General features: G+C 74.6%; 20 protein-coding genes. 14 read left to right on the top strand and 6 right to left on the bottom strand.

Features of this window, described 5'->3' with window-relative positions; genetic code table 11:
* Nucleotides 1-74 precede the first annotated feature (74 nt).
* From ACZ56V_RS09045 to ACZ56V_RS09035, 3 genes are read left to right on the top strand one after another with little or no spacing between them, the layout of a single operon-like run.
* On the top strand, nucleotides 75-785 hold the full coding sequence (locus ACZ56V_RS09045) for a nucleotidyltransferase family protein (protein ID WP_398910073.1): 711 nt from the start codon (nucleotides 75-77) through the stop codon (nucleotides 783-785).
* Nucleotides 782-1,105 (top strand): BON domain-containing protein, encoded by a 324-nt coding sequence (locus ACZ56V_RS09040; RefSeq protein WP_468940562.1) that lies wholly within the window; start codon nucleotides 782-784, stop codon nucleotides 1,103-1,105. The genes ACZ56V_RS09045 and ACZ56V_RS09040 overlap by 4 nt, the downstream gene beginning before the upstream one ends.
* Nucleotides 1,105-1,830: a metallophosphoesterase family protein gene (locus ACZ56V_RS09035; RefSeq protein ID WP_398910076.1), complete on the top strand. Its 726-nt coding sequence runs from the start codon at nucleotides 1,105-1,107 to the stop codon at nucleotides 1,828-1,830. The genes ACZ56V_RS09040 and ACZ56V_RS09035 overlap by 1 nt, the downstream gene beginning before the upstream one ends.
* 25 nt (nucleotides 1,831-1,855) lie before the next feature.
* Here the strand turns inward: ACZ56V_RS09035 and ACZ56V_RS09030 are convergent, their stop codons facing one another.
* Nucleotides 1,856-2,500, bottom strand: a complete 645-nt coding sequence (locus ACZ56V_RS09030) for a GNAT family N-acetyltransferase (protein ID WP_398910078.1) — start codon at nucleotides 2,498-2,500, stop codon at nucleotides 1,856-1,858.
* A 109-nt stretch (nucleotides 2,501-2,609) separates the two neighbouring features.
* On the opposite strand from ACZ56V_RS09030, the gene ACZ56V_RS09025 reads away from it, so the two are divergent.
* The 4 genes from ACZ56V_RS09025 (at nucleotide 2,610) to ACZ56V_RS09010 (ending at nucleotide 6,946) form a co-directional block, all read left to right on the top strand.
* Complete coding sequence (locus tag ACZ56V_RS09025) at nucleotides 2,610-5,102, top strand: molybdopterin-dependent oxidoreductase (RefSeq protein WP_468940557.1); 2,493 nt, start codon at nucleotides 2,610-2,612, stop codon at nucleotides 5,100-5,102.
* Nucleotides 5,099-5,590: a hypothetical protein gene (locus tag ACZ56V_RS09020; protein ID WP_468940554.1), complete on the top strand. Its 492-nt coding sequence runs from the start codon at nucleotides 5,099-5,101 to the stop codon at nucleotides 5,588-5,590. The genes ACZ56V_RS09025 and ACZ56V_RS09020 overlap by 4 nt, the downstream gene beginning before the upstream one ends.
* Nucleotides 5,591-5,747: 157 nt before the next feature.
* On the top strand, nucleotides 5,748-6,281 hold the full coding sequence (locus tag ACZ56V_RS09015; RefSeq protein WP_468940552.1) for a DoxX family membrane protein: 534 nt from the start codon (nucleotides 5,748-5,750) through the stop codon (nucleotides 6,279-6,281).
* Between the two features lie 101 nt (nucleotides 6,282-6,382).
* Nucleotides 6,383-6,946, top strand: coding sequence for a hemerythrin domain-containing protein (locus tag ACZ56V_RS09010; protein WP_398910085.1), 564 nt, complete (start codon nucleotides 6,383-6,385; stop codon nucleotides 6,944-6,946).
* Nucleotides 6,947-7,034: 88 nt separating this feature from the next.
* Here the strand turns inward: ACZ56V_RS09010 and ACZ56V_RS09005 are convergent, their stop codons facing one another.
* Nucleotides 7,035-8,072, bottom strand: a complete 1,038-nt coding sequence (locus ACZ56V_RS09005; RefSeq protein WP_468940548.1) for an NAD-dependent epimerase/dehydratase family protein — start codon at nucleotides 8,070-8,072, stop codon at nucleotides 7,035-7,037.
* A 382-nt stretch (nucleotides 8,073-8,454) separates the two neighbouring features.
* On the opposite strand from ACZ56V_RS09005, the gene ACZ56V_RS09000 reads away from it, so the two are divergent.
* A complete protein-coding gene (locus ACZ56V_RS09000) occupies nucleotides 8,455-9,840 on the top strand; it encodes an MFS transporter (protein WP_468940545.1) in 1,386 nt (461 codons plus the stop codon).
* 27 nt (nucleotides 9,841-9,867) lie between these two features.
* Here the strand turns inward: ACZ56V_RS09000 and ACZ56V_RS08995 are convergent, their stop codons facing one another.
* Entirely contained in the window at nucleotides 9,868-10,395 is a 528-nt protein-coding gene (locus ACZ56V_RS08995; protein WP_398910089.1) for a hypothetical protein, read from the bottom strand.
* Between the two features lie 243 nt (nucleotides 10,396-10,638).
* Between ACZ56V_RS08995 and ACZ56V_RS08990 the strand changes: the two genes are divergently transcribed.
* Entirely contained in the window at nucleotides 10,639-12,030 is a 1,392-nt protein-coding gene (locus tag ACZ56V_RS08990) for an SLC13 family permease (protein WP_467379053.1), read from the top strand.
* Nucleotides 12,031-12,063: 33 nt separating this feature from the next.
* Here the strand turns inward: ACZ56V_RS08990 and ACZ56V_RS08985 are convergent, their stop codons facing one another.
* Nucleotides 12,064-12,831, bottom strand: coding sequence for a maleylpyruvate isomerase family mycothiol-dependent enzyme (locus ACZ56V_RS08985; RefSeq protein ID WP_398910092.1), 768 nt, complete (start codon nucleotides 12,829-12,831; stop codon nucleotides 12,064-12,066).
* Nucleotides 12,832-12,917: 86 nt separating this feature from the next.
* Nucleotides 12,918-13,241 (bottom strand): hypothetical protein, encoded by a 324-nt coding sequence (locus ACZ56V_RS08980; protein ID WP_398910093.1) that lies wholly within the window; start codon nucleotides 13,239-13,241, stop codon nucleotides 12,918-12,920.
* Nucleotides 13,242-13,356: 115 nt separating this feature from the next.
* On the opposite strand from ACZ56V_RS08980, the gene ACZ56V_RS08975 reads away from it, so the two are divergent.
* The 4 genes from ACZ56V_RS08975 to ACZ56V_RS08960 all read left to right on the top strand — a co-directional run bounded on the left by ACZ56V_RS08975 (nucleotide 13,357) and on the right by ACZ56V_RS08960 (nucleotide 16,870).
* Nucleotides 13,357-14,226 (top strand): fructosamine kinase family protein, encoded by an 870-nt coding sequence (locus tag ACZ56V_RS08975; protein WP_398910095.1) that lies wholly within the window; start codon nucleotides 13,357-13,359, stop codon nucleotides 14,224-14,226.
* 85 nt (nucleotides 14,227-14,311) lie between these two features.
* Nucleotides 14,312-14,980, top strand: a complete 669-nt coding sequence (locus tag ACZ56V_RS08970) for a TetR/AcrR family transcriptional regulator (protein WP_398910096.1) — start codon at nucleotides 14,312-14,314, stop codon at nucleotides 14,978-14,980.
* A gap of 10 nt (nucleotides 14,981-14,990) precedes the next feature.
* Nucleotides 14,991-15,782 carry an SDR family NAD(P)-dependent oxidoreductase gene (locus ACZ56V_RS08965; RefSeq protein WP_398910098.1) on the top strand — a complete coding sequence of 264 codons (792 nt, stop codon included), beginning with the start codon at nucleotides 14,991-14,993 and terminating at the stop codon, nucleotides 15,780-15,782.
* A gap of 47 nt (nucleotides 15,783-15,829) precedes the next feature.
* Nucleotides 15,830-16,870, top strand: a complete 1,041-nt coding sequence (locus tag ACZ56V_RS08960; protein ID WP_356372489.1) for an NAD(P)-dependent alcohol dehydrogenase — start codon at nucleotides 15,830-15,832, stop codon at nucleotides 16,868-16,870.
* A gap of 117 nt (nucleotides 16,871-16,987) precedes the next feature.
* Here the strand turns inward: ACZ56V_RS08960 and ACZ56V_RS08955 are convergent, their stop codons facing one another.
* Nucleotides 16,988-18,520 carry a helix-turn-helix domain-containing protein gene (locus ACZ56V_RS08955; RefSeq protein ID WP_468940538.1) on the bottom strand — a complete coding sequence of 511 codons (1,533 nt, stop codon included), beginning with the start codon at nucleotides 18,518-18,520 and terminating at the stop codon, nucleotides 16,988-16,990.
* A 146-nt stretch (nucleotides 18,521-18,666) separates the two neighbouring features.
* Here ACZ56V_RS08955 and ACZ56V_RS08950 point away from each other — a divergent pair, with 146 nt between their 5' ends.
* Nucleotides 18,667-19,287, top strand: a complete 621-nt coding sequence (locus ACZ56V_RS08950; protein WP_398910103.1) for an L-threonylcarbamoyladenylate synthase — start codon at nucleotides 18,667-18,669, stop codon at nucleotides 19,285-19,287.
* The last annotated feature ends 10 nt before the right edge of the window (nucleotides 19,288-19,297 follow it).

The raw sequence follows: 19,297 nt of genomic DNA, 5'->3' as shown, positions 1-19,297 counted from the left end.
GGTACCCGCTCTTCCAAGGGGAGGGCCGGTCCGGTCCGTTCCGCCGACGGCCACAGCCCGGGAAGGGGACATCGATGAGGCAGCCCGCCGACGACCACACCACCGGCCGACGCGCCGGCGTCTCCGAGCTGCGCCCGGCCGCCGGGGACCGCGGTCCGCTTCCCCGGCACGAGGCACCGCACGAGGAGCTCCCGGTCGACCGCAACCAGGCGATCCTCCAGGCCGCCAAGCAGGTGGGCTCGACCCTGAAGAAGGCGGAGCACCCGTTCGCGCTGGCCGGCAGCGTCGCCGTGTACGCGCACGGCGGCACCCAGAACCTCCAGCACGACGTCGACTTCTGCATCCGGCCCGAGGACGCGGACGCCGTCGCCGCGACGCTGCGTCAGGCGGGGCTGACGGTGTACACACCGCCCGAGGACTGGCTGCTCAAGGCGGACTGCCTGGGCCAGCAGGTCGACCTGATCTTCGAGCTGGCGCACGAGCCCGTGACGACGGATCTGCTAGCCCGGGCCCGGGATCTGTCGGTCGACTCGGTGCTGATGCCGGTCCTGTCGCCGACCGACCTGCTGCACGGTCTGCTGGCGGCCTTCTCGGAGCACCACTGCGACTTCGGTGCGGTGCTGCCGATCGCCCGCACCCTGCGCGAGAAGATCGACTGGGCGGCGCTGCGCCGCGACTGCGGCGACGACCCGATGCCCGCCGCGTTCTTCTTCATCCTCGAACGGCTGGAGATCATCCCTCCGGCCGGGCCACCGGCCACCGCCACGAAGGAGGGCCGGCCATGAGCGATCCCGTCGGACACCGGGGCCCCGCCGCGAGCGGCCCCGCGGCCGCGGCCGGGGAGCCCGAGAACCCCGAGAACCCCGAGAACGCGGAATACCGGGTGGCCCACCTCCAGGACCGGCTCGCCGCGGAGGAACTCGGTGAACTCGGCGTACGTGCCGAGTTCCGGGCCGGGGCGATCGCGCTCACCGGCACCGTGCCCTCGGCGCGGTGCCGCGAGACCGTGCTGCGCATCGCCCGTGAGGAGCTGGCCGGGCTGACCGTGCACGCCGACGTCGTGGTGGCGGAGGCCACCCGCCCCGACCATGCGGAGGAGCTGTGATGATCCGCGTCGCCGCCGTCGGGGACATCCACATGGGGCCCGACAGCGAAGGGCTGCTGCGGCCCGCGTTCGAGACCCTGCCCGACTGCGCCGACCTGCTGCTGCTCGCCGGGGACCTGACCCGGCACGGCACTGAGGAGGAGGCGCGGGTGGTCGCCCGGGAGGTGCGCGGCCTGCCGGTGCCGGTGGTGGCGGTCCTCGGGAACCACGACCACCACGACGAACAGCCCGAGAAGGTCACCGCGATCCTCCGGGACGCCGGGGTGACGGTGCTGGAGGGCGAGGCAGCCGTCGTGGAGTGCGCCGGGGGCCGGGTGGGCATCGCCGGGACCAAGGGGTTCGGCGGCGGGTTCGTGGGGCGCAGCGCCGGTGAGTTCGGTGAGCCGGTGATGAAGGAGTTCGTGCGTACCACCCGCCGCTCGGCGGACAGTCTGCACGCCGCGCTCAAGGAGCTGGACGAGGAGGACTGCGCGGCGCGGGTGGCGCTGACGCACTTCTCCCCCGTCGCGGACACGCTCGCCGGGGAGCCGCCGGAGATCCACCCGTTCCTCGGCAGCTACCTGCTGGCGGAGGCGATCGACACGGCCGGCGCCGACCTGGCCGTGCACGGACACGCCCACCTGGGCACGGAGCACGGGATGACGGCGGGCGGGGTCCGGGTGCGCAACGTGGCGCAGCCGGTCATCCGCCGGGCCTTCAACGTCTACCGACTGGGCGCGGGCTGACCGCCTCCGACCGCCTGTCCGTCCGTCAGGCCCCCTCCGTGTCCTCGGTCGTCCGTCCCAGGCAGGTGACGTCCGCCGGGTCGAGGCCCGCCGCCGCGATCTCGTGGAAGCCCAGACGGTCGTAGAAGGCCCTGGCCGGGGTGTTGGCCGTCGCCATGACCAGGTGGACGGCCGGGACGCCGCGCCCGCGCAGGGCCCGCCAGAACGTCCGCATCAGGGTCCGGCCGTGGCCCTGTCCCTGCCAGTCGGGCAGCAGGTCGATGTGCAGATGGGCGGGGTAGGCGGCCAGTTCCGGGACGATCATGCGCTCCGGGTCGTGCAGCAGCCCGGCCATGACCTCGTCCGGAGTGCGGGTGCCGGGCGGGCCCTGCGGCGCCGGGTAGCGGTCCGCGACCCGCGGCAGCCACTTGGTCCGGAACTCCTCGGCGAAGCGCACGGTGTCCGCCGTGCCGAGGATGTAGCCGACCGCCCGGCCCTGTCCGTCGTCCAGCACGAAGGCCAGGTCGGGGTCCAGGTGGACGTAGGGTTCGGCGAAGATGGCCGGCAGGACGGCGGGGTCGGCGTACACGGGCCGGCTGTCCCGGCCGTTGTGCGCGGTCCGGATGCAGATGTCGTCGAGGGCCGGGGCGTCGGCGGGGCGGTAGGGGCGTACGGAGGCGGTCGTTGTCACCGCAGCATCCTGCCCGCCTGGGAGCGCTCCCACAAGTGGTTCGCTTCGATCGGTGACGCCCGGGTACCCGGCGGCCGGCAGTGCGACGGATCGTGGCGGGAGGCCGGCGATGGAGGATGCGACGGACCGGATCGCGCGTCCGTGGGGCGCACGCGTGCCCTATGGACGGCACGGCACCTGGCCGGCCCGGGTGGACACGTTCCTCGCGGACGGGGTGGAGCCCGGCGCGGTGCAGCGCTGGGTGCAGTCCGCGTCGATCCTGCACTCGGACGGCGACGCCATGGACATCGCGGTGGCCGACGGCCGCATGGTGGGCGTGCGGGGCCGGGACGTGGACCGGGTCAACCGGGGGCGGCTCGGCCCGAAGGACCTGTTCGGCTGGCAGGCCAACGCCTCCCGCGACCGGCTGACCCGGCCGCTGGTCCGGCGCGGCGGGCAGCTGGTGGAGACGGACTGGGACACGGCGATGGACCTGGTGGCCGCCCGCTCGCGCGAACTGCTGGACTCGCGCGGGCCGGGCTCGATCGGCTTCTACACCTCGGGGCAGCTGTTCCTGGAGGAGTACTACACGCTCACGGTGCTGGCCCGGGCCGGCATCGGCACCAACCACCTCGACGGCAACACCCGGCTGTGCACCGCCACGGCCGCGGAGGCGCTGAAGGAGACGTTCGGCTGCGACGGCCAGCCCGGCAGCTACGACGACTTCGACCACGCCGACGTGATCGCGCTGTTCGGCCACAACATCGCCGAGACCCAGCCCGTGCAGTGGATGCGGCTCCTCGACCGCCTGGAGGGCGCCGACCCGCCGCGGCTGCTGTGCGTGGACCCGCGCGCCACCCGCGTCGCCCAACACGCCTCCGTACACCTCGCGCCCCGCATCGGTACCAACGTCGCCCTGCTCAACGCGCTGCTGCACGAGACGATCCGGCACGAGCGGATCGACCGCGACTTCATCGCCGCGCACACCGTGGGCTTCGACGAACTGGCCGCCCGGGTCGCCGACTGCACGCCCGAGTGGGCCGCGGAGATCTGCGACGTCCCCGCCGTCCGGATCGAGGAGGCGGCCGAACTGGTCGGCACCGCCGACGCGTTGGTGTCCACCGTCCTCCAGGGCGTCTACCAGTCCCAGCAGGCCACCGCCGCCGCCGTCCAGGTCAACAACCTGCACCTGATCCGCGGCATGCTGGGCCGGCCCGGCGCCGGGCTCCTCCAGATGAACGGCCAGCCCACCGCCCAGAACACCCGCGAGTGCGGGGCCAACGGCGACCTGCCGGGCTTCCGCAACTGGCAGAACGACGCCCACGTCGCCGACCTCGCGAAGGTGTGGAACGTCGAGCCGGAGACCATCCCGCACTTCGCGCCGCCGACCCACGCGATGCAGATCTTCCGGTACGCCGAGCAGGGCTCGCTGCGGATGCTGTGGATCAGCGGCACCAACCCCGCCGTCTCGATGCCCGAACTGTCCCGCATCCGCTCGGTCCTGACGCAGGAGACGCTGTTCACGGTCGTACAGGACCTGTACCTGACGGAGACGGCGCAGCTGGCCGACGTGGTGCTGCCCGCCGCGACCTGGGGCGAGAAGACCGGCGCGCTCACCAACGCGGACCGCACGGTGCACCTGTCCTGCAAGGCGGTGGAACCGCCCGGCGAGGCCAGGCCCGATCTGGACATCTTCCTGGACTACGCGCGGCGCATGGACTTCCGGGACAAGGACGGCGGCCCGCTGATCACCTGGGACGGCCCCGAGTCGGCGTTCGAGGCGTGGAAGCGGTGCAGCGCGGGCCGCCCCTGCGACTACACGGGCCTGTCCTACGCCAAGCTGCGCGACACCAGCGGCATCCAGTGGCCCTGCGACGACCGGTCCCCCGAGGGGACGGCACGGCTCTACACGGACGGCATCGGCTGGGCCCGCCCCGACGTGTGCGAGAGCTACGGCAAGGACCTGGAGACCGGGGCCTCGCAGGAGGTCGTGGAGTACCGCTCCCTCAATCCCGAGGGCAGGGCGATGCTGAAGGCGGCCGACTATCTGCCGCCGCACGAGGAGCCGGACGAGCAGTACCCGTTCCAGCTCACGACCGGCCGGACGCTCTACCACTTCCACACCCGTACGAAGACCGGGCGGGCGCCCCAGCTGAACGACGCCGCCCCCGACGTGTGGGTGGAGGTCTCCGCCGGGGACGCGGAGCGGCTCGGGCTCGGCGAGGGCGACCTGGTCGAGGTCACCAGCAGGCGCGGCTCCCTGCGCGGACGGCTGCGGGTGAGCGGCATCCGCGCGGGGCTGCTGTTCGTGCCGTTCCACTACGGCTACTGGGACACCGAGGGCGGGTCGGGCCCGGGGCCGGACACTCCCGGGCGGGCCGCGAACGAGACCACGATCACCGACTGGGACCCGGCCTCCAAGCAGCCGCTGTTCAAGACGGCCACGGCCGCGCTCACCCTCGTGGAACGCGGGGACGGCCGGCCCTCCCCGGCACCGACCACCACCGCGTCGGCACCGGTCGCCGCGGGTGCCGCCCCGCCCACCTCGGGCGGACCGGCGGCGCGCACGACGGAGCGGGAACCCACCCCGTTCCCGCACGGCCACGAGGGAGGCGCCCGGTGAACGGCATCACGCTGACCCTGCGCACGCTGCACCGCGGCGAGCGGCGGCTGGCACACGACCTGGTGACCGTCGCCGAGCGGCACCGCACCGAGCACGAGGTCCACCACGTCGCCACCGACCTCGCCGGCTGGTCCCGCGAGCACGTGCGGCGGCTCGCCGAGACCGCCGCGGAGCACGGCGTGAAGCTGGGCGAGACGCCGGACCATTCCTCGGACGGCGTCTTCGCGACCCTGCGCAAGAAGGCGTCCGAGGCGGTCGTGCACCGGCCGGAGCCGGGCCTGCTCCTCCTGCGCGACCTGCGGGAGCTGCACGTCGCCGCGGCGGAGAACTCCCTGCACTGGGAGATGCTGGCCCAGGCCGCCCAGGCGTCGAGGGACAGCGGGCTGCTGGCGCTCGCTTCCTCCTGCCACCCGCGGACACTGCGCCAGATGCGCTGGACCAACACCATGATCAAGAACTTGTCGCCCCAGATCCTCACCAGCCTGTGACCTGCGTGTTCCCCGCACGGCGCGGTACCGGAGGGCACGGGTGCCGCGCCGGACGCCGAATGGCGCCGACCGCCGGGGGCACCTGATGATCCCAGTGGGGCCCCTCCCCCGCTGATGACCCCCGTTGGCATCCCCTTGGAGAGAGCGAGACAGCGTCATGAGTCTTCTGCGTCTGGCCGGCCGGCCGATGCTCGCCTCGATGTTCGTCGCGGGCGGCCTGCAGTCTCTGCGCAGGCCGCAGGACGTGGCCCCGGCGGCCGAGCCGGTCGTGCGGCCGGTGGCCGACCGCGTGCCGGTCCTGCCGGACAGCACCGAACAACTCGTACGGCTCAACGGCGCCGTCCACGTGGTCGGCGGGATCATGCTCGGACTCGGCCGCTGTCCGCGGCTGGCCGCGCTGGCTCTCGCGGTGACGCTGGTCCCCACCACGCTGGCGGCGCACCGGTACTGGGAGGCGGCGGACCCCTCCGACCGCACCCAGCAGCGCATCCACTTCCTGAAGAACCTGTCCATGATGGGCGGGCTGCTGATCGCCGCCGACGACACGGGCAGCGCACCTTCCTTGCTGTGGCGCGGCCGGCACACCGCCCATGATCTTCGGCACGACGCCCACCTGGTGCACCGCTCGGTGCGGGCCGCCGCCGGTCCCGCGGCGCGGGCGGGCGGCATCCGGGCCAAGCTCGGGGCCTGAACCGGGCGTTAGCCCACGGCGCCCGGGGGACCCGGTCGTCCGAACGCGCGTGGCGGGTCGGACCCCCGTGACGCCACGACTGTCTGGAGGTGGAGTGGAACATGGGCCACGGAGGAAACGTCATCGACGAGCTGACGACCGATCACCGTGAGGTCGAGGAGCTCTTCGGCAAGATCGAGGCACTGCCGCCCGGCCACAAGGACCGCAAGCTGTACGCCGATCAGGCCACGATCGAGCTGATCCGGCACTCGGTGGCGGAGGAGGCGTATCTCTACCCGGCGGTCCGGGAGCACGTGGCGAACGGCGACGCGCTCGCGGACAAGGAGCTGGAGGACCACGCCGAGGCCGAGCAGATCATGAAGGATCTGGAGGGCTGCGCGGCGGACGACGCCGAGTTCGACCGGTTGATCGGCAAGCTGATGAGCGAGATCCGTGAGCACGTCGCCGACGAGGAGGGCAACCTGTTCCCGCGGCTGCGCGAGGCGTGCCCCGCACAGGCCCTGGACGAGTTGGGCGACAAGGTCCGTCAGGCGAAGAAGACGGCGCCGACCCGACCGCACCCTTCGGCCCCGGACAAGCCTCCGATGAACAAGCTCCTCGCCCCCGGCGCGGGCATGGTCGACCGGGTGCGGGACGCCCTGTCGGGGCGGGGCAAGTCCGGCTGAGCGATCACCGTCGGCACCACCTGTGGGGGCCCGTCGCCGCGGCGACGGGCCCTCAAGGGTGTGCCGCGCGCGCGGGCGGCGCGCGTGCTCACGCCCACCACTCCTCTCCCGCCCGCCCGTCCGTCGTCTCCCCGTCCGGCGCCGGGAAGGGCTCGCGCCGCCCGCGGAAGGCGGCGACGGTGCGTTCCAGGCCGTCCTGCCAGGTCACGCTCGGCAGCCAGCCGAAGATCTCCCGGGCGAAGCCGGTGACCGGCCGGGTCGGGCCGCGCCCGTCGCCCGGGTCCTCGACGAACTCCAGCGGCGAGTCGGAGCCGGTCAGCTCGATCACCAGGCGGGCGATCTCCGCGACCGTGGGCTCCTCGTCGCCCCCGATGTCCACGGGCCGTACCGAACGGCCGGCCGCGACCAGCAGCACGCCGTCGACCATGTCGTCGACGTAGCACAGGGGGTGCGTCCGGCTGCCGTCCCCGGGGACGGTGACCGGCCGGCCGGCCAGCGCCTGCTCGATGAGCGCGGCCGGTGTCGCCCCGTCGTCCGCCCGCATGCCGGGGCCGTAGCCCGCGAAGAGCCGGACGATCCCGGCGTTCGAGCCGTGGGCGCCCGCGTGCGCGGCGACCAGGGCCTCGGCGAACCGGACGGCCTCGGCGCAGGCGCGGTGCGGGCCGACCGGGTCGGCCTCGTCCAGGACGTCGCCGCCGGCGCCGGGGCTCGGCGGGGGCGAGGAGGCGAGCAGGAACCGGGCGCCGTCCCGGTCTGCGACGGCCAGTGCGGTACGGGTGCCCAGGCTGCCCGCGTCGAGGGCCTGAACGGGCCGCTTTGGCCGGGCGGCCGGGGACGCGGGGCCCGCCAGGTGCAGGACGAGGTCGTAGGGGCCGGTGAGCGCGTCCGCGCAGCCGGGTTCGGAGATGTCCCGTTCCAGGAAGCGGAAGCCGGGGCGGCCCGCCAGATGGGCCACCTTCTCGGCCCGCCCCGTGGAGAGGTTGTCCAGGCAGTCGACCTCGGCCCCCGCGTCGAGCAGCCGGGTGCACAGGTGGGAGCCGAGGAAACCGGCGCCGCCGGTCACCAGGACGCGGTCCCAGGGCGTGCGGGACTCACCCCGTGGGCTGAACGCCGCCATAGGCATCATGAGGACGACCTTTCTCCCTCGGACTTTCTCCCTCGGAGCGCTGAACAGCGTGCCCCGAGTGCCCCACCTGCGGCACTCACATGCTCCGACGCCCGCCACCGGGATCACGCACCGTGACGACGGTCACGGCCCACGGGTCCGCCGCCCGCCGGCGGGCCGCTGTGATCAACCGCACTCGCCTCGTCAAGTTCGGCACCGGCGGCGGCGATTGCTCCGTCCGGGCCGGGGCGGGGGCGGCGACCGGCGACGACTCGCCGGTCCGTTCTGCCACGATGGTCGGCGCCGTATCCGGATCGGTGGAACGGCCGCGCAGCGCAGCCGGCCTACTCGTTCCCCTCCGTTTCCCCTTCGGGTCCCGCGACCCGCCTTCGAGTGGCGCACTGTGTCTTCTTCCTCCGTCTCCGCCCCGCTGCCCCCTGCCGCCTCGCTGCCCTGCCCGCCCGGGTCGCGCGAGCCGTCGCAGCCGACCGAGTCCGAGTCGTCCGAGTCGTCTGAGTCGTCCGCATCGACGAGCCGCTCGCCGTGGCGGTCCCTGAGGCACCGCAGCATGCGCTGGTGGTCGGTCGCGAACTTCGTGTCGAACGCCGGCACGTGGATGCAGCTCACCGTGCAGAACCTGCTGGTCCTGCAGATCACCGGTTCCGCCGCGGCGACGGGTCTGTCGATGTCCGTCCAGGCCGCGCCCGCGCTGCTGATCAGCGTGTTCGGCGGCGCGGCCGTCGACCGCTGGCCGCGCAGACTGACCGCCGCGGTCAGCCAGGCACTGCTCGGGGCGGTCGCGTTCGTGACCGCCCTCATGGTGGCGCTCGACCGGCTCGACGTGACCTCCCTGATGGTGCTGGCCGCCGTCACCGGCGTCGTCGCCACCGTCGACGGTCCGGCGTGTTCCCTGCTCGGCAACGACCTCGTCCCGCGCGAGGACGTGCCCTCCGCGATCGGGGTGGGCGCCCTGGTGCACCAGGCGGGGCGGCTCGCGGGCGCGGCGCTCGCCGGTGTGACGGTGGGATTCCTCGGCACGGCCGCCGCGTACGCCGCCAACGGGCTGTCGTTCCTGTTCGTGGCCTCGGTCATCCCCTTCCTGCGCCCGGCCCGGGGTGCGGTCCGGGACGCGGGGGCGGCGAAGGACCGCGGTGCCAAGGACACCATGAGCGTGCGCGAGGGGCTGGCCTTCTTCGCCCGCCGCCCCCGGCTGCTGGCGCTGGCCGGTGTCACGGGGGTCAGCGCCGTCTTCGGGCGCAACTACCAGCTGACCCTGGCCGTGCTGGTCACCGGGCCGCTCGCGGGCGGCGCGGGGTCCTTCGGCACCGTCTCCACGGTGCTGGCGGTCGGCGGCATCGTCGGCGCCGTCCTCGGTGCCCGGCTGCGCCGCCCCTCCGTACGGGTGGTGGGCGCGCTGGCGGCGGCGGGCGGGCTGCTCCAGGTGGTGGCGGGGCTGTCGCCCTCGCTGGCCGTCCTGCTGGTGATGGTGCTGCCGATGGCCGTGGTGGAGTCCGTCTCCGACACCGCCGGTACGGCGGTGCTCCAGACCGACCCGCCCGCGCACCTGCGGGGCCGGGTGCTCGGGGTGTGGGGCAGCATCGGCACGGTGTGGGGCCTGGGCGGGCCGCCCGCGCTGGGCCTCCTGATGGAGCTGGCCGGTGCCCGCGGCGCCCTGATCGCGGGCGGGCTGATCATCGCCGGCACGATCGGCGCGGGCCACCTCCTGCGCGAGCGCCGGGCGACGGTGCCGAGGGTGTCGCCGGTGGCGAACCTGGAGGCGGTTGCCTGAGGGCCCGCCGGGACCGGACCGCGCTGCTCAGGCGACGAGGGCCTGGCCCGGGTCCAGTCGGGTCATGAGCCCGGCGTGGTGCAGGACGGCGACGGGGGCGACGAGGTCCGGGTGGCGCAGCAGAGCGGCCGCCCGGCGGTCGGCGTCGTCGGGTGCGAGCAGGCGGCGGAACTCCGCCGGTGCCCCGGCCGAGGGGCCGCCCTCGGCCAGCGCGGCGACGGCCGGCTCGGCGAGCGCCGGGTCGGTCAGCAGGCAGGCCGCCCAGCTGGCGACGACCTCGTCCACCCAGGTCCGCCATGCGTCCGCGTCCGGATCGGCGGACGCGGCGCCGTCGGCGCCGGTGATCCAGTCGAGCCGGGCGGAGCCGCCGGGGCCCGCCACGCCCAGCAGCGCCACGTCCATCGGGGTCGGGTAGCGCAGCCGGGCCGCGACCGTCACGGCCTGCCGGGCCTGCACCTCGCACAGCGCGTCGGCCAGGGCGCCGCCGGACGCCGGGTAGGCGCGGGTGAGCCACTGTGCGGTCGCCGCGATGACGGGGGAGAGATCTGTGTGCACTGCCGGGCCGTCCGAACTGCTCGTGGTGGGGAACTCGGGGTCCGTGGAAACGGTAGCCCGCGGCGCACCGCGCGGAACATGGCCCGGCTCTCGCCCACGGCGTGGCCTCGGCCACACCACGTCGTCCCGCGGATCTCGTCCCCGCCCGGGGGTGCGACCCTGTATCCCGTTCGCCGATCACCGGGTTCCCGCCCGGCCCACCGGTGTGGAGGAGTCCTGAGTACCACCGTCCTCTCCGAGGCCGTGCCCGTCGTCCTGCTGCTGGGCGTGCTGGCCTTCGCGGTGCTGCGCCCGCGTGGGCTGCCGGAGGCGGTGGCCGCCGTGCCGGCCGCCGTGCTGGTGGTGGCGTTCGGCATGGTGTCCCCGCACCGGGCGTGGGAACAGACCCGTACGCTGCTGCCGGTCGTCGTCTTCCTCGCGCTGGTGCTGATGCTGGCGTACCTGTGCGCCAAGGAGGGTCTGTTCGAGGCCGTCGGCGCGGCCGTGGCCCGCCGGTGCGGGGGCAGCCCGCGGCGGCTGCTGACCGGGGTGTTCGCCGTGGCCTGCGCGGTGACGGCGGTGCTCAGTCTGGACGCCACCGCGGTGCTGCTCACCCCCGTGGTCCTGGCCACCGCGTCCCGGGCCGGTGCGCGGGCCCGCCCGCACGTGTACGCGACGGCGCACCTGTCGAACTCCGCCTCGCTGCTCCTGCCGGTCTCCAATCTGACCAACCTGCTGGCGTTCGCGGCCAGTGGGCTGAGCTTCACCCGGTTCGCCGCGCTGATGGCGCTGCCCTGGCTGGCCGCGATCGCCGTCGAGTACGCCGTGTTCCGCCGTTTCTTCCGCGCGGACCTGGCCGAGCCGGTGTCCGTGGGGCCCGAGCGCGTCGGCCCGGTACCCGTCGCTCCCGGTCCTGACGGGTCCGCCGGGACCGCCGGGACCACCGGGACCGCCAGGTCCAGCGGGTCCAGCGGGTCCGCGGTCGCGAGGACGCCGGACGGCAGCAGCACCGCCGGTGGCGGGCCGGGCGCGGCGGCCGCGCCGCCCGCGCCTTCCGTGCCGCGTTTCACCGTGGTCGTCGTGGCGCTGACCCTGGCCGGGTTCGCCGTGGCCTCGCCTGCCGGGGTGGAGCCCGCCTGGGCGGCGCTCGGCGGTGTGCTGGTACTCGGGCTGCGGGCGCTGGCCCGGCGCCATGTCACGCCCCGGGAGATGGCGGGCGCCGCAGCCCCGCTGTTCTGCCTGTTCGTCCTGGCCCTCGGCATCGTGGTGCAGGGAGTGGTGGCGGGCGCGCCGGCGGCCGGGCTCGGGCGGCTGCTGCCGGACGGGGACTCGCTGCCGGCGCTGCTCGGGGTGGCGGCGGTCGCCGCGGTGCTGGCCAACGTGGTCAACAACCTGCCGGCCGTACTCGCCCTGCTCCCGCTGGCCTCGCCGGGCGGGCCGGCCCAGGTCCTCGCCGTACTGATCGGTGTGAACCTGGGCCCCAACCTGACCTACGTCGGTTCGCTGGCGACCCTGCTGTGGCGGCGCATCCTGCACCGGCACGGCGTCGAGGTGGAACTCGGCCGGTTCACCGCGCTGGGGCTGCTCACCGTGCCGGCCACGGTCGCCGCGTCGACGGTGGCCCTGTGGGCGGCGCTGCGCCTCATCGGCGCCTGACGCCCGGGGCACCGCCGGGTGCCGTACGTCCGCTCACTGGGTCGCCACGACGAGGCAGCGCCTCAGTTCCGCCAGGGCCCGGGGATCGCCCTCGACGGTCACACCGCGCTCCCCGTCGGCGCCCGCCCGGTTCCACAGCGACCGCAGCACGCCCTCCGGGGAGCCGCTCAGCGTCACGTCGGCCGTGCCGTCGCCCGCGCCGTCCGTGACGGTGAACTCCCCCGGGCCGGTCCGCACCCGCCATGCCGCGTCGTCGCCCGCCCGCACCAGGAACGTACGGCCCGGCGAGCCGTCCAGGATCTCGGTGAAGTAGTCGCCCCACTCGGCCACGGCGTACGCGGCGAAGACCTTGAGCAGTTCGTCGACGCCGTCCACGGCGAGGTCGTCCGGTACGGCGGTGACGGGCCGTCCGGTGGCGAGTTCGGCGTCGATGCGGTGGACGACGGTCTCCTGCGCCATCCGCCGGATCCAGAAGCCGACGCTCTGGTCGGGGCCGTACCAGGTGCCGGCCGGATCCTCCGGGGCGCGGGTGGCGAACTCGGCGCGCAGCGCGGTGTAGCCCCGGTCGAGCAGCGCCGTCGGCGCCTGTTCGGCGAACTCCTTGGGCGGCCAGGGCTGGGGCTCGGCCCCGTCGCGCATGGCGGCGGCCTTGTGCAGGTAGACCTCGCCGACGTGGCGGGTCAGGTCGGCGACCGTCCAGCCGGGGCAGGTCGGCACCGGGGCGTCGGCGTCGGTCTCGACGACACCCCGCAGCCGGTCGTGGTCGGAGGCGAGGCAGTCGAGGAAGCGGGTGAACTCCATGCCGCCGAGCCAAACACACGTTCAGGCCCGGGGCACGGTGATTTCCACGCCCCCGGCGTGCCCGCGCCCTCGCGCACGGCGCGCGCTCACCACGCCGGGCTGGAGACCGCGGGGCGCCGGACCGCCTCGGCGGCGTCGCGCAGGTGCAGGGCGACGGTGATCAGGGCGCGCAGCGCGGAGGGCCGCAGGCTCTGGGCGCTCTCGGCGGCCAGCACCAGCAGGCAGCCCGCGGCCTGCTCGACGACCGGCACGGAGAACGCGAAGTCGTCGCCGTCGGCCCCGCGGAAGGCGCGCCACGGCGTGGCGGCACCGTCGATGGCCTTGTGCACCGCCTGCTCGAGGTGGTGTGCGGCCTGCTGGCACACGGAAGCAGGCAGGACGATGGTGCGATGAAAGGCTGAACTGGTCATAGTCCCATTGCTCCCCCGTGCCCGGGGTGTCCGATCGGCGCACCGAACGGATTTCACCGGGTCGGCGGCAGCCGCACTGCGACACGCCCCCGCGACACGGCCTAGGCTCGTGGCCATGGGTGCCGTCGGTTCGTCCTCGGTCCTCGCGGCGCGGTTCACCGGGCGGGCGGTGGTCCGTGAGCGTCCGTTGTCCGAAGGGCTAACCGAGGTCGGCCTCGACGACGGGCGCACGGTGGTGGTCAAGTTCGCGGACGCCCCCGGTGCGGCACGGGCCGAGGCCGCGGGGCTGCGCTGGCTGGCCGGGGCGGGGACGGTACGGATTCCCGCGGTGCACGGCGTGGACGAGCGCGGGCTGGTCACCGACCGGGTGCTGCGGGGGCCGGCGAGTGCGGGGGCCGCGGTCCGGTTCGGGCGGGACCTGGCCGGGCTGCACGCCGCCGGGGCACCGGCGTTCGGGGCCGCGCCGCCCGGCGGGCCCGAGGAGGCGTACATCGGGCGGGCCCCGATGCGCAACGCCACCGGGCAGGACTGGCCCCGCTGGTACGCCGCGCACCGCGTGCTGCCCTATCTGCGCCGCGCGGTCGACGCCGGCACCGTCCGGGCGGCCGAGGCGGCCGACGTCGAGCGGGTCTGCGAGCGGCTGCCGGAGCTGGCGGGGCCCGCGGAGCCGCCGGCCCGGCTGCACGGGGACCTGTGGAACGGCAACGTGCTGTGGGGCACCGACGGGCATGTCCACCTGATCGACCCGGCCGCGCACGGCGGGCACCGGGAGACCGACCTGGCGATGCTGCGCCTCTTCGGCTGTCCGCACCTGGAGCGGATCCTGGCCGGTTACGAGGAGACCGCGCCGCTCGCCGACGGCTGGACCGACCGCGTCGGCGTGCACCAGCTCTTCCCGCTGCTCGTGCACGCCGTGCTGTTCGGCCGCGGCTACGCCGAGCAGGCCCTCATGGAGGCCCGGGCGGCGCTGCGGCACCTCGGGTGAGCAGGGGACGGCGGTTCGCCCCCCGTTTGGTGTCCCACCGAGTCATATGTCCCATTGGGACATTTCCAGGTGTACGCTCGGAGGCATGACGGCAACGAAGCCCTCCCCCGCCACCGAGGACCGGCGGCAGCGCAAGGCGCGCCGGACCCGCGACGCGCTGGCCACCGCCGCCTGCGACCTCATCCTGGAGCGCGGGTCGGCGGCGACCACGGTGGAGGCGATCGCCGAGCGCGCGGACGTCACGCGCCGCACGTTCAGCCGGCACTTCGCCGGGAAAGAGGACGCGGCGCTCGACTTCGTCCGCCGGGACGGCGACCGGATCAACGCGCTGCTGCGGTCCCGCCCCGCCGAGGAGCCACCCCTGCTGGCCTATCGCAGGGCCGTGCGGGCCTGGCTGGCCGACCGGGAGGACCCGGCGTGGCACGTGCGTCCGCGGATGCGCCGCCTGCTGGCCCTGGCCGACACCGAGCCCGAGCTGTTCGCCGCCTACCAGCGCATCCGGGTCGACGCCCAGGAGGAGTCGATCCGCATCGTCGCCGGCCGGCTGGGCAGCGACGACGCCCGGGACGTGCGCCCGGCCGCCGTCGTCGACGCAGCCGCCGGAGTCCTGATCGCCGCCCTGCGCCTGTGGGCGCGCGGTGGTGAGGGGGACTCGGGAGCCGCAGACCTCGCCGCCCTCGTGGAGCGGGCCTACGACGCCCTGACCTCGGAGGCCGCGGCCGCGACCCCCGACAGCACCACCACCGAAGAGTGAGAACAGCACCATGAGCACCTCCCCCACCACTCCCGCCACCACCGAGTACGCCGCCGAGTTCGCCGGACGCGCCGCCCTCGTCACCGGCGCCGCCTCCGGCATCGGCCTGGCCACCGCCCGCCGGCTCGGCGCCGGCGGCGCCCGGGTCGTCGTCGCCGACTACAACGCCGAGGGCGCCGAGAAGGCCGCCGCCGAGCTGCGGGCCGAGGGCGTCGAGGCCGCCGCCGTCGAGCTGGACGTCACCCGTCCGGAGTCCGTCGAGGCGGCCGTCCGGTTCACCGTCGACACCTACGGCTCGCTGGACCTCGCCGTCAACAACGCCGGCATCGGCGGCCCCAGCGCCCCGACCGGCGAGTACGACGTGGAGGCCTACCAGCGCGTCGTGCACACCAACCTCGACGGCGTCTTCTACTCGATGCGCTACGAACTGCCCGCCATCGAGGCGGCCGGCAAGGGCGGCGCCATCGTCAACGTCGCCTCCATCCTCGGCTCGGTCGGCTTCGCCGGCTCCCCCGCCTACGTCGCCGCCAAGCACGGCGTGGTCGGGCTGACCAAGGCGGCCGCCGCCGAGTACGCCGCCCGGGGCATCCGGATCAACGCGGTCGGCCCGGGCTTCATCGACACCCCGCTGCTGAAGACCATGGACGAGGCCGCCTACAACGGCCTGGTCGCCCTGCACCCGGCCGGTCGCCTCGGACACGCCGAGGAGGTCGCCGAGCTGATCGCCTTCCTGCTGTCGGACCGCGCGTCCTTCGTCGCCGGCAGCTACCACCTGGTCGACGGCGCCTACACCGCCGTCTGACCGGCGCTCACCCGTCCCGGGGGGAGAGAGAACAAAGGAGTTCGATCATGAAGGCACTGCAGTACCGCACCATCGGGGCCGCCCCCGAGGTCGTCACGGTCCCGGACCCGGAACCGGGCCCCGGCCAGGTGCTGTTGAAGGTGACCGCGGCCGGGGTCTGCCACTCCGACATCGCGGTGATGGGCTGGCCCGCCGAGGGCTTCCCGTACGAGCTGCCGCTCACCCTCGGCCACGAGGGCGTCGGCACCGTGGCCGCGCTCGGCGCCGGGGTGACCGGGCTCGCCGAGGGCGACGCGGTCGCCGTGTACGGGCCCTGGGGCTGCGGCACCTGCGCCAAGTGCGCGGAGGGCAAGGAGAACTACTGCCTGCGCGCCGACGAGCTGGGCATCCGCCCGCCGGGACTCGGGCGCCCCGGCTCCATGGCCGAGTACCTGCTCGTCGACGACCCCCGGCACCTGGTCCCGCTGGACGGGCTCGACCCGGTCGCGGCGGTGCCCCTCACCGACGCCGGACTGACGCCGTACCACGCGATCAAGCGGTCGCTGCCGAAGCTGGTCCCCGGCTCGACCGCGGTGGTCATCGGCACCGGAGGTCTCGGCCACGTCGCCATCCAGCTGCTGCGCGCCCTGACGTCCGCCCGGGTCGTCGCCCTGGACGTCAGCGAGGAGAAGCTGCGCCTCGCCCGCGCGGTGGGCGCGCACGAGGCGGTGCTGTCGGACGCGAAGGCCGCGGACGCGGTGCGCGAGATCACCGGCGGTCTCGGCGCCGAGGCCGTCTTCGACTTCGTCGGCGTGGCACCCACGGTCAAGACCGCCGGAGCCGTCGCCGCCGTCGAGGGTGATGTCACCCTGGTCGGCATCGGCGGCGGCTCGCTGCCCGTCGGATTCGGCATGCTGCCGTTCGAGGTGTCGGTCAACGCCCCGTACTGGGGCAGCCGCAGCGAGCTGATCGAGGTGCTGAACCTGGCCCGCTCGGGTGCCGTGTCGGTGCACACCGAGACGTACTCCCTGGACGACGCCCCGCTCGCCTACGAGCGCCTCCACGAGGGCAGGGTCAACGGCCGCGCGGTGATCCTGCCGCACGGCTGACGGGCGAAGGGGGCGCGACCGGTCCCCCGTTCCGGTCGTGCCCCCGTCGCGTCGAACCTACGTGGACAGGTCCACCGTTGTGAATCGTGCCGGTGCCCGCTGCCGGGCCCTCCGGACTCACTCGTGCACAGGTGAGTCCGGATGGCCCGGTTTCGTCCCGGGCAGGACCGGCGGGTCGAGGCCGCCGGCCGCCAGGTGGGCCAGGACGATTTCGTACAGGTCGCTGCCGGCGGCGAGCAGCTGGCGTTCGAGGACCGGCTCGGCGCTGCGGACGTGCTCGCGCACGGTCTGCGCGTGCATGCCGAGCCTCTGCGCGGCGCGCTCGGCGTTGCCGCCCACGGCGATCCAGGTACGCAGGCTGCGCCGCAGGTCCCGGCCGTCCTGGTCGAGGCGGCCGAGCAGGTCGACGGCCCAGGTGCGCAGCGCGGGGCCGGACAGCAGGTCGGTGAGCCGGGCGGCACCGGCCCCCCGTGCGCCGGTGCCCGGCGGGGGTTCGGCGAGGCCCACCTGGGCGTTCACGGCCAGATGGACGGCGGCCCGGACGGTCAGGTCGGCGAAGTCCGTGCGCAGCAGTGACTCGACCCGGTCCATGCGGGCGCGGACCGTGTTGCGGCTGACGCCGAGGATCTTCGCCGTGTTGACGGCGGTGAACTCGAGGCCGAGCCGGGTGGTGGCGAGCAGCTCGGCGCGCGTGTGGTGCGGCAGGCGCTCCAGCGGGCTCAGTACCGCGGCCGTCCAGTCGTGCAGCCGCGCCGGGTCCATCAGCCGCTCGGGGCGGGTCCGCTCGGCGTACAGGGCCGCCTTCTCCGGGCGGAACCGGGCCACGGCCAGGGCGCTGACGGCCTGTCCGTAGGCGGCCGCGGTGCGGGCGAGGACCTGCCGGGCGCTGCCGCCAACGTACACGCCGGGGCGGCGGCCGACCAGCGAGCGCAGCTCCTGCCCGGCCCGGTCGCGCGGGGCGAGCACGATGACGTGGCCGTCCACCGCCGGGCACCGCACGACCAGCGCCCGCTCCCCCGTCGCCGACAGGCACTCCTCGGCCAGCCGGTCCCGTTCGGCGGGGCTGCTCTCCACGACGTACACGCACGCCGTGTCGGTGTCGAGGAGTCCGGGCCAGAGTCCGGCGGCCACGCGGCGGGCCGAGACGGTGTCCTCCACCATCAGCAGTTGCAGGATGGCCAGGCGCAGGTCGGAGGTGGCCCGCCGCAGCCGGTGTCCGGCCGCGGCCGACTCGTGGCCGGCCAGCAGCAGTTCAAGGACCTGGGCGGCGTGCGTGACGATGTCGTAGACGCGCCGGTCGAAGGGCCGGGCGCGGGCCACCGCGAGGAGGGCGGCGGGCGCCGGCCGGGACTGCTCCACGCGCACGAGCCGCAGATGGCGGCCCCGGTCCTCCAGCGCGGCGGACGCGATCCGGCCCGAGGTGACGTCGGCGACCAGGGCCTCGTCCAGCGGGACCGGGGTGCCGGCCAGCAGCCGGCCGGTGCCGTCCTGCAGCGAGACGGTCGCGTGCGCGGTGTCCGCGAGCCAGGCCACGACCCGGTTCAGGTCGCGTCCGGCCGGACGCAGGTGCTCGAGCAGTTCCCGCGCCCATCCCGCGTGCTCACCGGCCCCGGACGTCCGCTGTCGTCCGTCGTCCTCTCGGCCCGCCACGTCGGCCTTCTCCTCGCCTCGCCCCGTCCCCGGCCCAGGCCGGGGACGTTACCTCATGGCTCTGTGCGCGGGTCACCTCCGGCGTCGGCTGCGGGAGCGCGCCGGGCCTGTCGGGCGGGGCGGGCGAGCGGGCATAAGCTCGGTGAATGGCGAAGTACTTCGACGTGCACCCCGAGAACCCCCAGCCGCGCAGCATCTCCCAGGTCGCCGACAGCGTCCGGTCCGGCGCGCTGATCGCGTACCCGACGGACTCCTGCTACGCGCTGGGCTGCCGACTGGGCAGCCGCGACGGCATCGACCGCATCCGGTCGATCCGCCACCTGGACAACCGGCACCACTTCACCCTTGTCTGCCAGGACTTCGCGCAGCTCGGGCAGTTCGTGCAGATCGACAACGACGTGTTCCGGGCGATCAAGGCGTCGACGCCCGGCAGTTACACCTTCATCCTGCCCGCGACGCGGGAGGTGCCGCGCGCGCTCCAGCACCCCAAGAAGAAGACGGTGGGCGTGCGCATCCCCGACCACGTCGTCACCCAGGCCCTGCTGACCGAGCTCGGTGAACCGCTGCTGTCCAGCACGTTGTTGCTGCCCGACGAGGAGGAGCCGATGACCCAGGGCTGGGAGATCAAGGACCGGCTCGACCACGTGCTGGACGCGGTCGTCGACTCCGGGGACTGCGGCACCGAGCCGACCACGGTCGTCGACTTCTCCGGCGGCGAGGCGGAGATCGTGCGGCGGGGCGCGGGCGACACGACCCGGTTCGAGTAGCGAGGCGTCC

Source organism: Streptomyces sp. NPDC034099 (assembly GCF_055575415.1).
This window is presented reverse-complemented; position numbering and strand designations above follow the sequence as displayed.

Bases quoted from the DNA above. Each gene is read 5' to 3' on its own strand.
- ACZ56V_RS09045 (WP_398910073.1), top strand. From the start codon at position 75: ATGAGGCAGCCCGCCGACGACCACACCACCGGCCGACGCGCCGGCGTC.
- ACZ56V_RS09035 (WP_398910076.1), top strand. From the start codon at position 1,105: ATGATCCGCGTCGCCGCCGTCGGGGACATCCACATGGGGCCCGACAGC.
- ACZ56V_RS09025 (WP_468940557.1), top strand. From the start codon at position 2,610: ATGGAGGATGCGACGGACCGGATCGCGCGTCCGTGGGGCGCACGCGTG.
- ACZ56V_RS09015 (WP_468940552.1), top strand. From the start codon at position 5,748: ATGAGTCTTCTGCGTCTGGCCGGCCGGCCGATGCTCGCCTCGATGTTC.
- ACZ56V_RS08970 (WP_398910096.1), top strand. From the start codon at position 14,312: ATGACGGCAACGAAGCCCTCCCCCGCCACCGAGGACCGGCGGCAGCGC.
- ACZ56V_RS09010 (WP_398910085.1), top strand. From the start codon at position 6,383: ATGGGCCACGGAGGAAACGTCATCGACGAGCTGACGACCGATCACCGT.
- ACZ56V_RS09005 (WP_468940548.1), bottom strand. From the start codon at position 8,072: ATGATGCCTATGGCGGCGTTCAGCCCACGGGGTGAGTCCCGCACGCCC.
- ACZ56V_RS08950 (WP_398910103.1), top strand. From the start codon at position 18,667: ATGGCGAAGTACTTCGACGTGCACCCCGAGAACCCCCAGCCGCGCAGC.
- ACZ56V_RS08960 (WP_356372489.1), top strand. From the start codon at position 15,830: ATGAAGGCACTGCAGTACCGCACCATCGGGGCCGCCCCCGAGGTCGTC.
- ACZ56V_RS08980 (WP_398910093.1), bottom strand. From the start codon at position 13,241: ATGACCAGTTCAGCCTTTCATCGCACCATCGTCCTGCCTGCTTCCGTG.
- ACZ56V_RS08985 (WP_398910092.1), bottom strand. From the start codon at position 12,831: ATGGAGTTCACCCGCTTCCTCGACTGCCTCGCCTCCGACCACGACCGG.
- ACZ56V_RS08965 (WP_398910098.1), top strand. From the start codon at position 14,991: ATGAGCACCTCCCCCACCACTCCCGCCACCACCGAGTACGCCGCCGAG.
- ACZ56V_RS08975 (WP_398910095.1), top strand. From the start codon at position 13,357: ATGGGTGCCGTCGGTTCGTCCTCGGTCCTCGCGGCGCGGTTCACCGGG.
- ACZ56V_RS09040 (WP_468940562.1), top strand. From the start codon at position 782: ATGAGCGATCCCGTCGGACACCGGGGCCCCGCCGCGAGCGGCCCCGCG.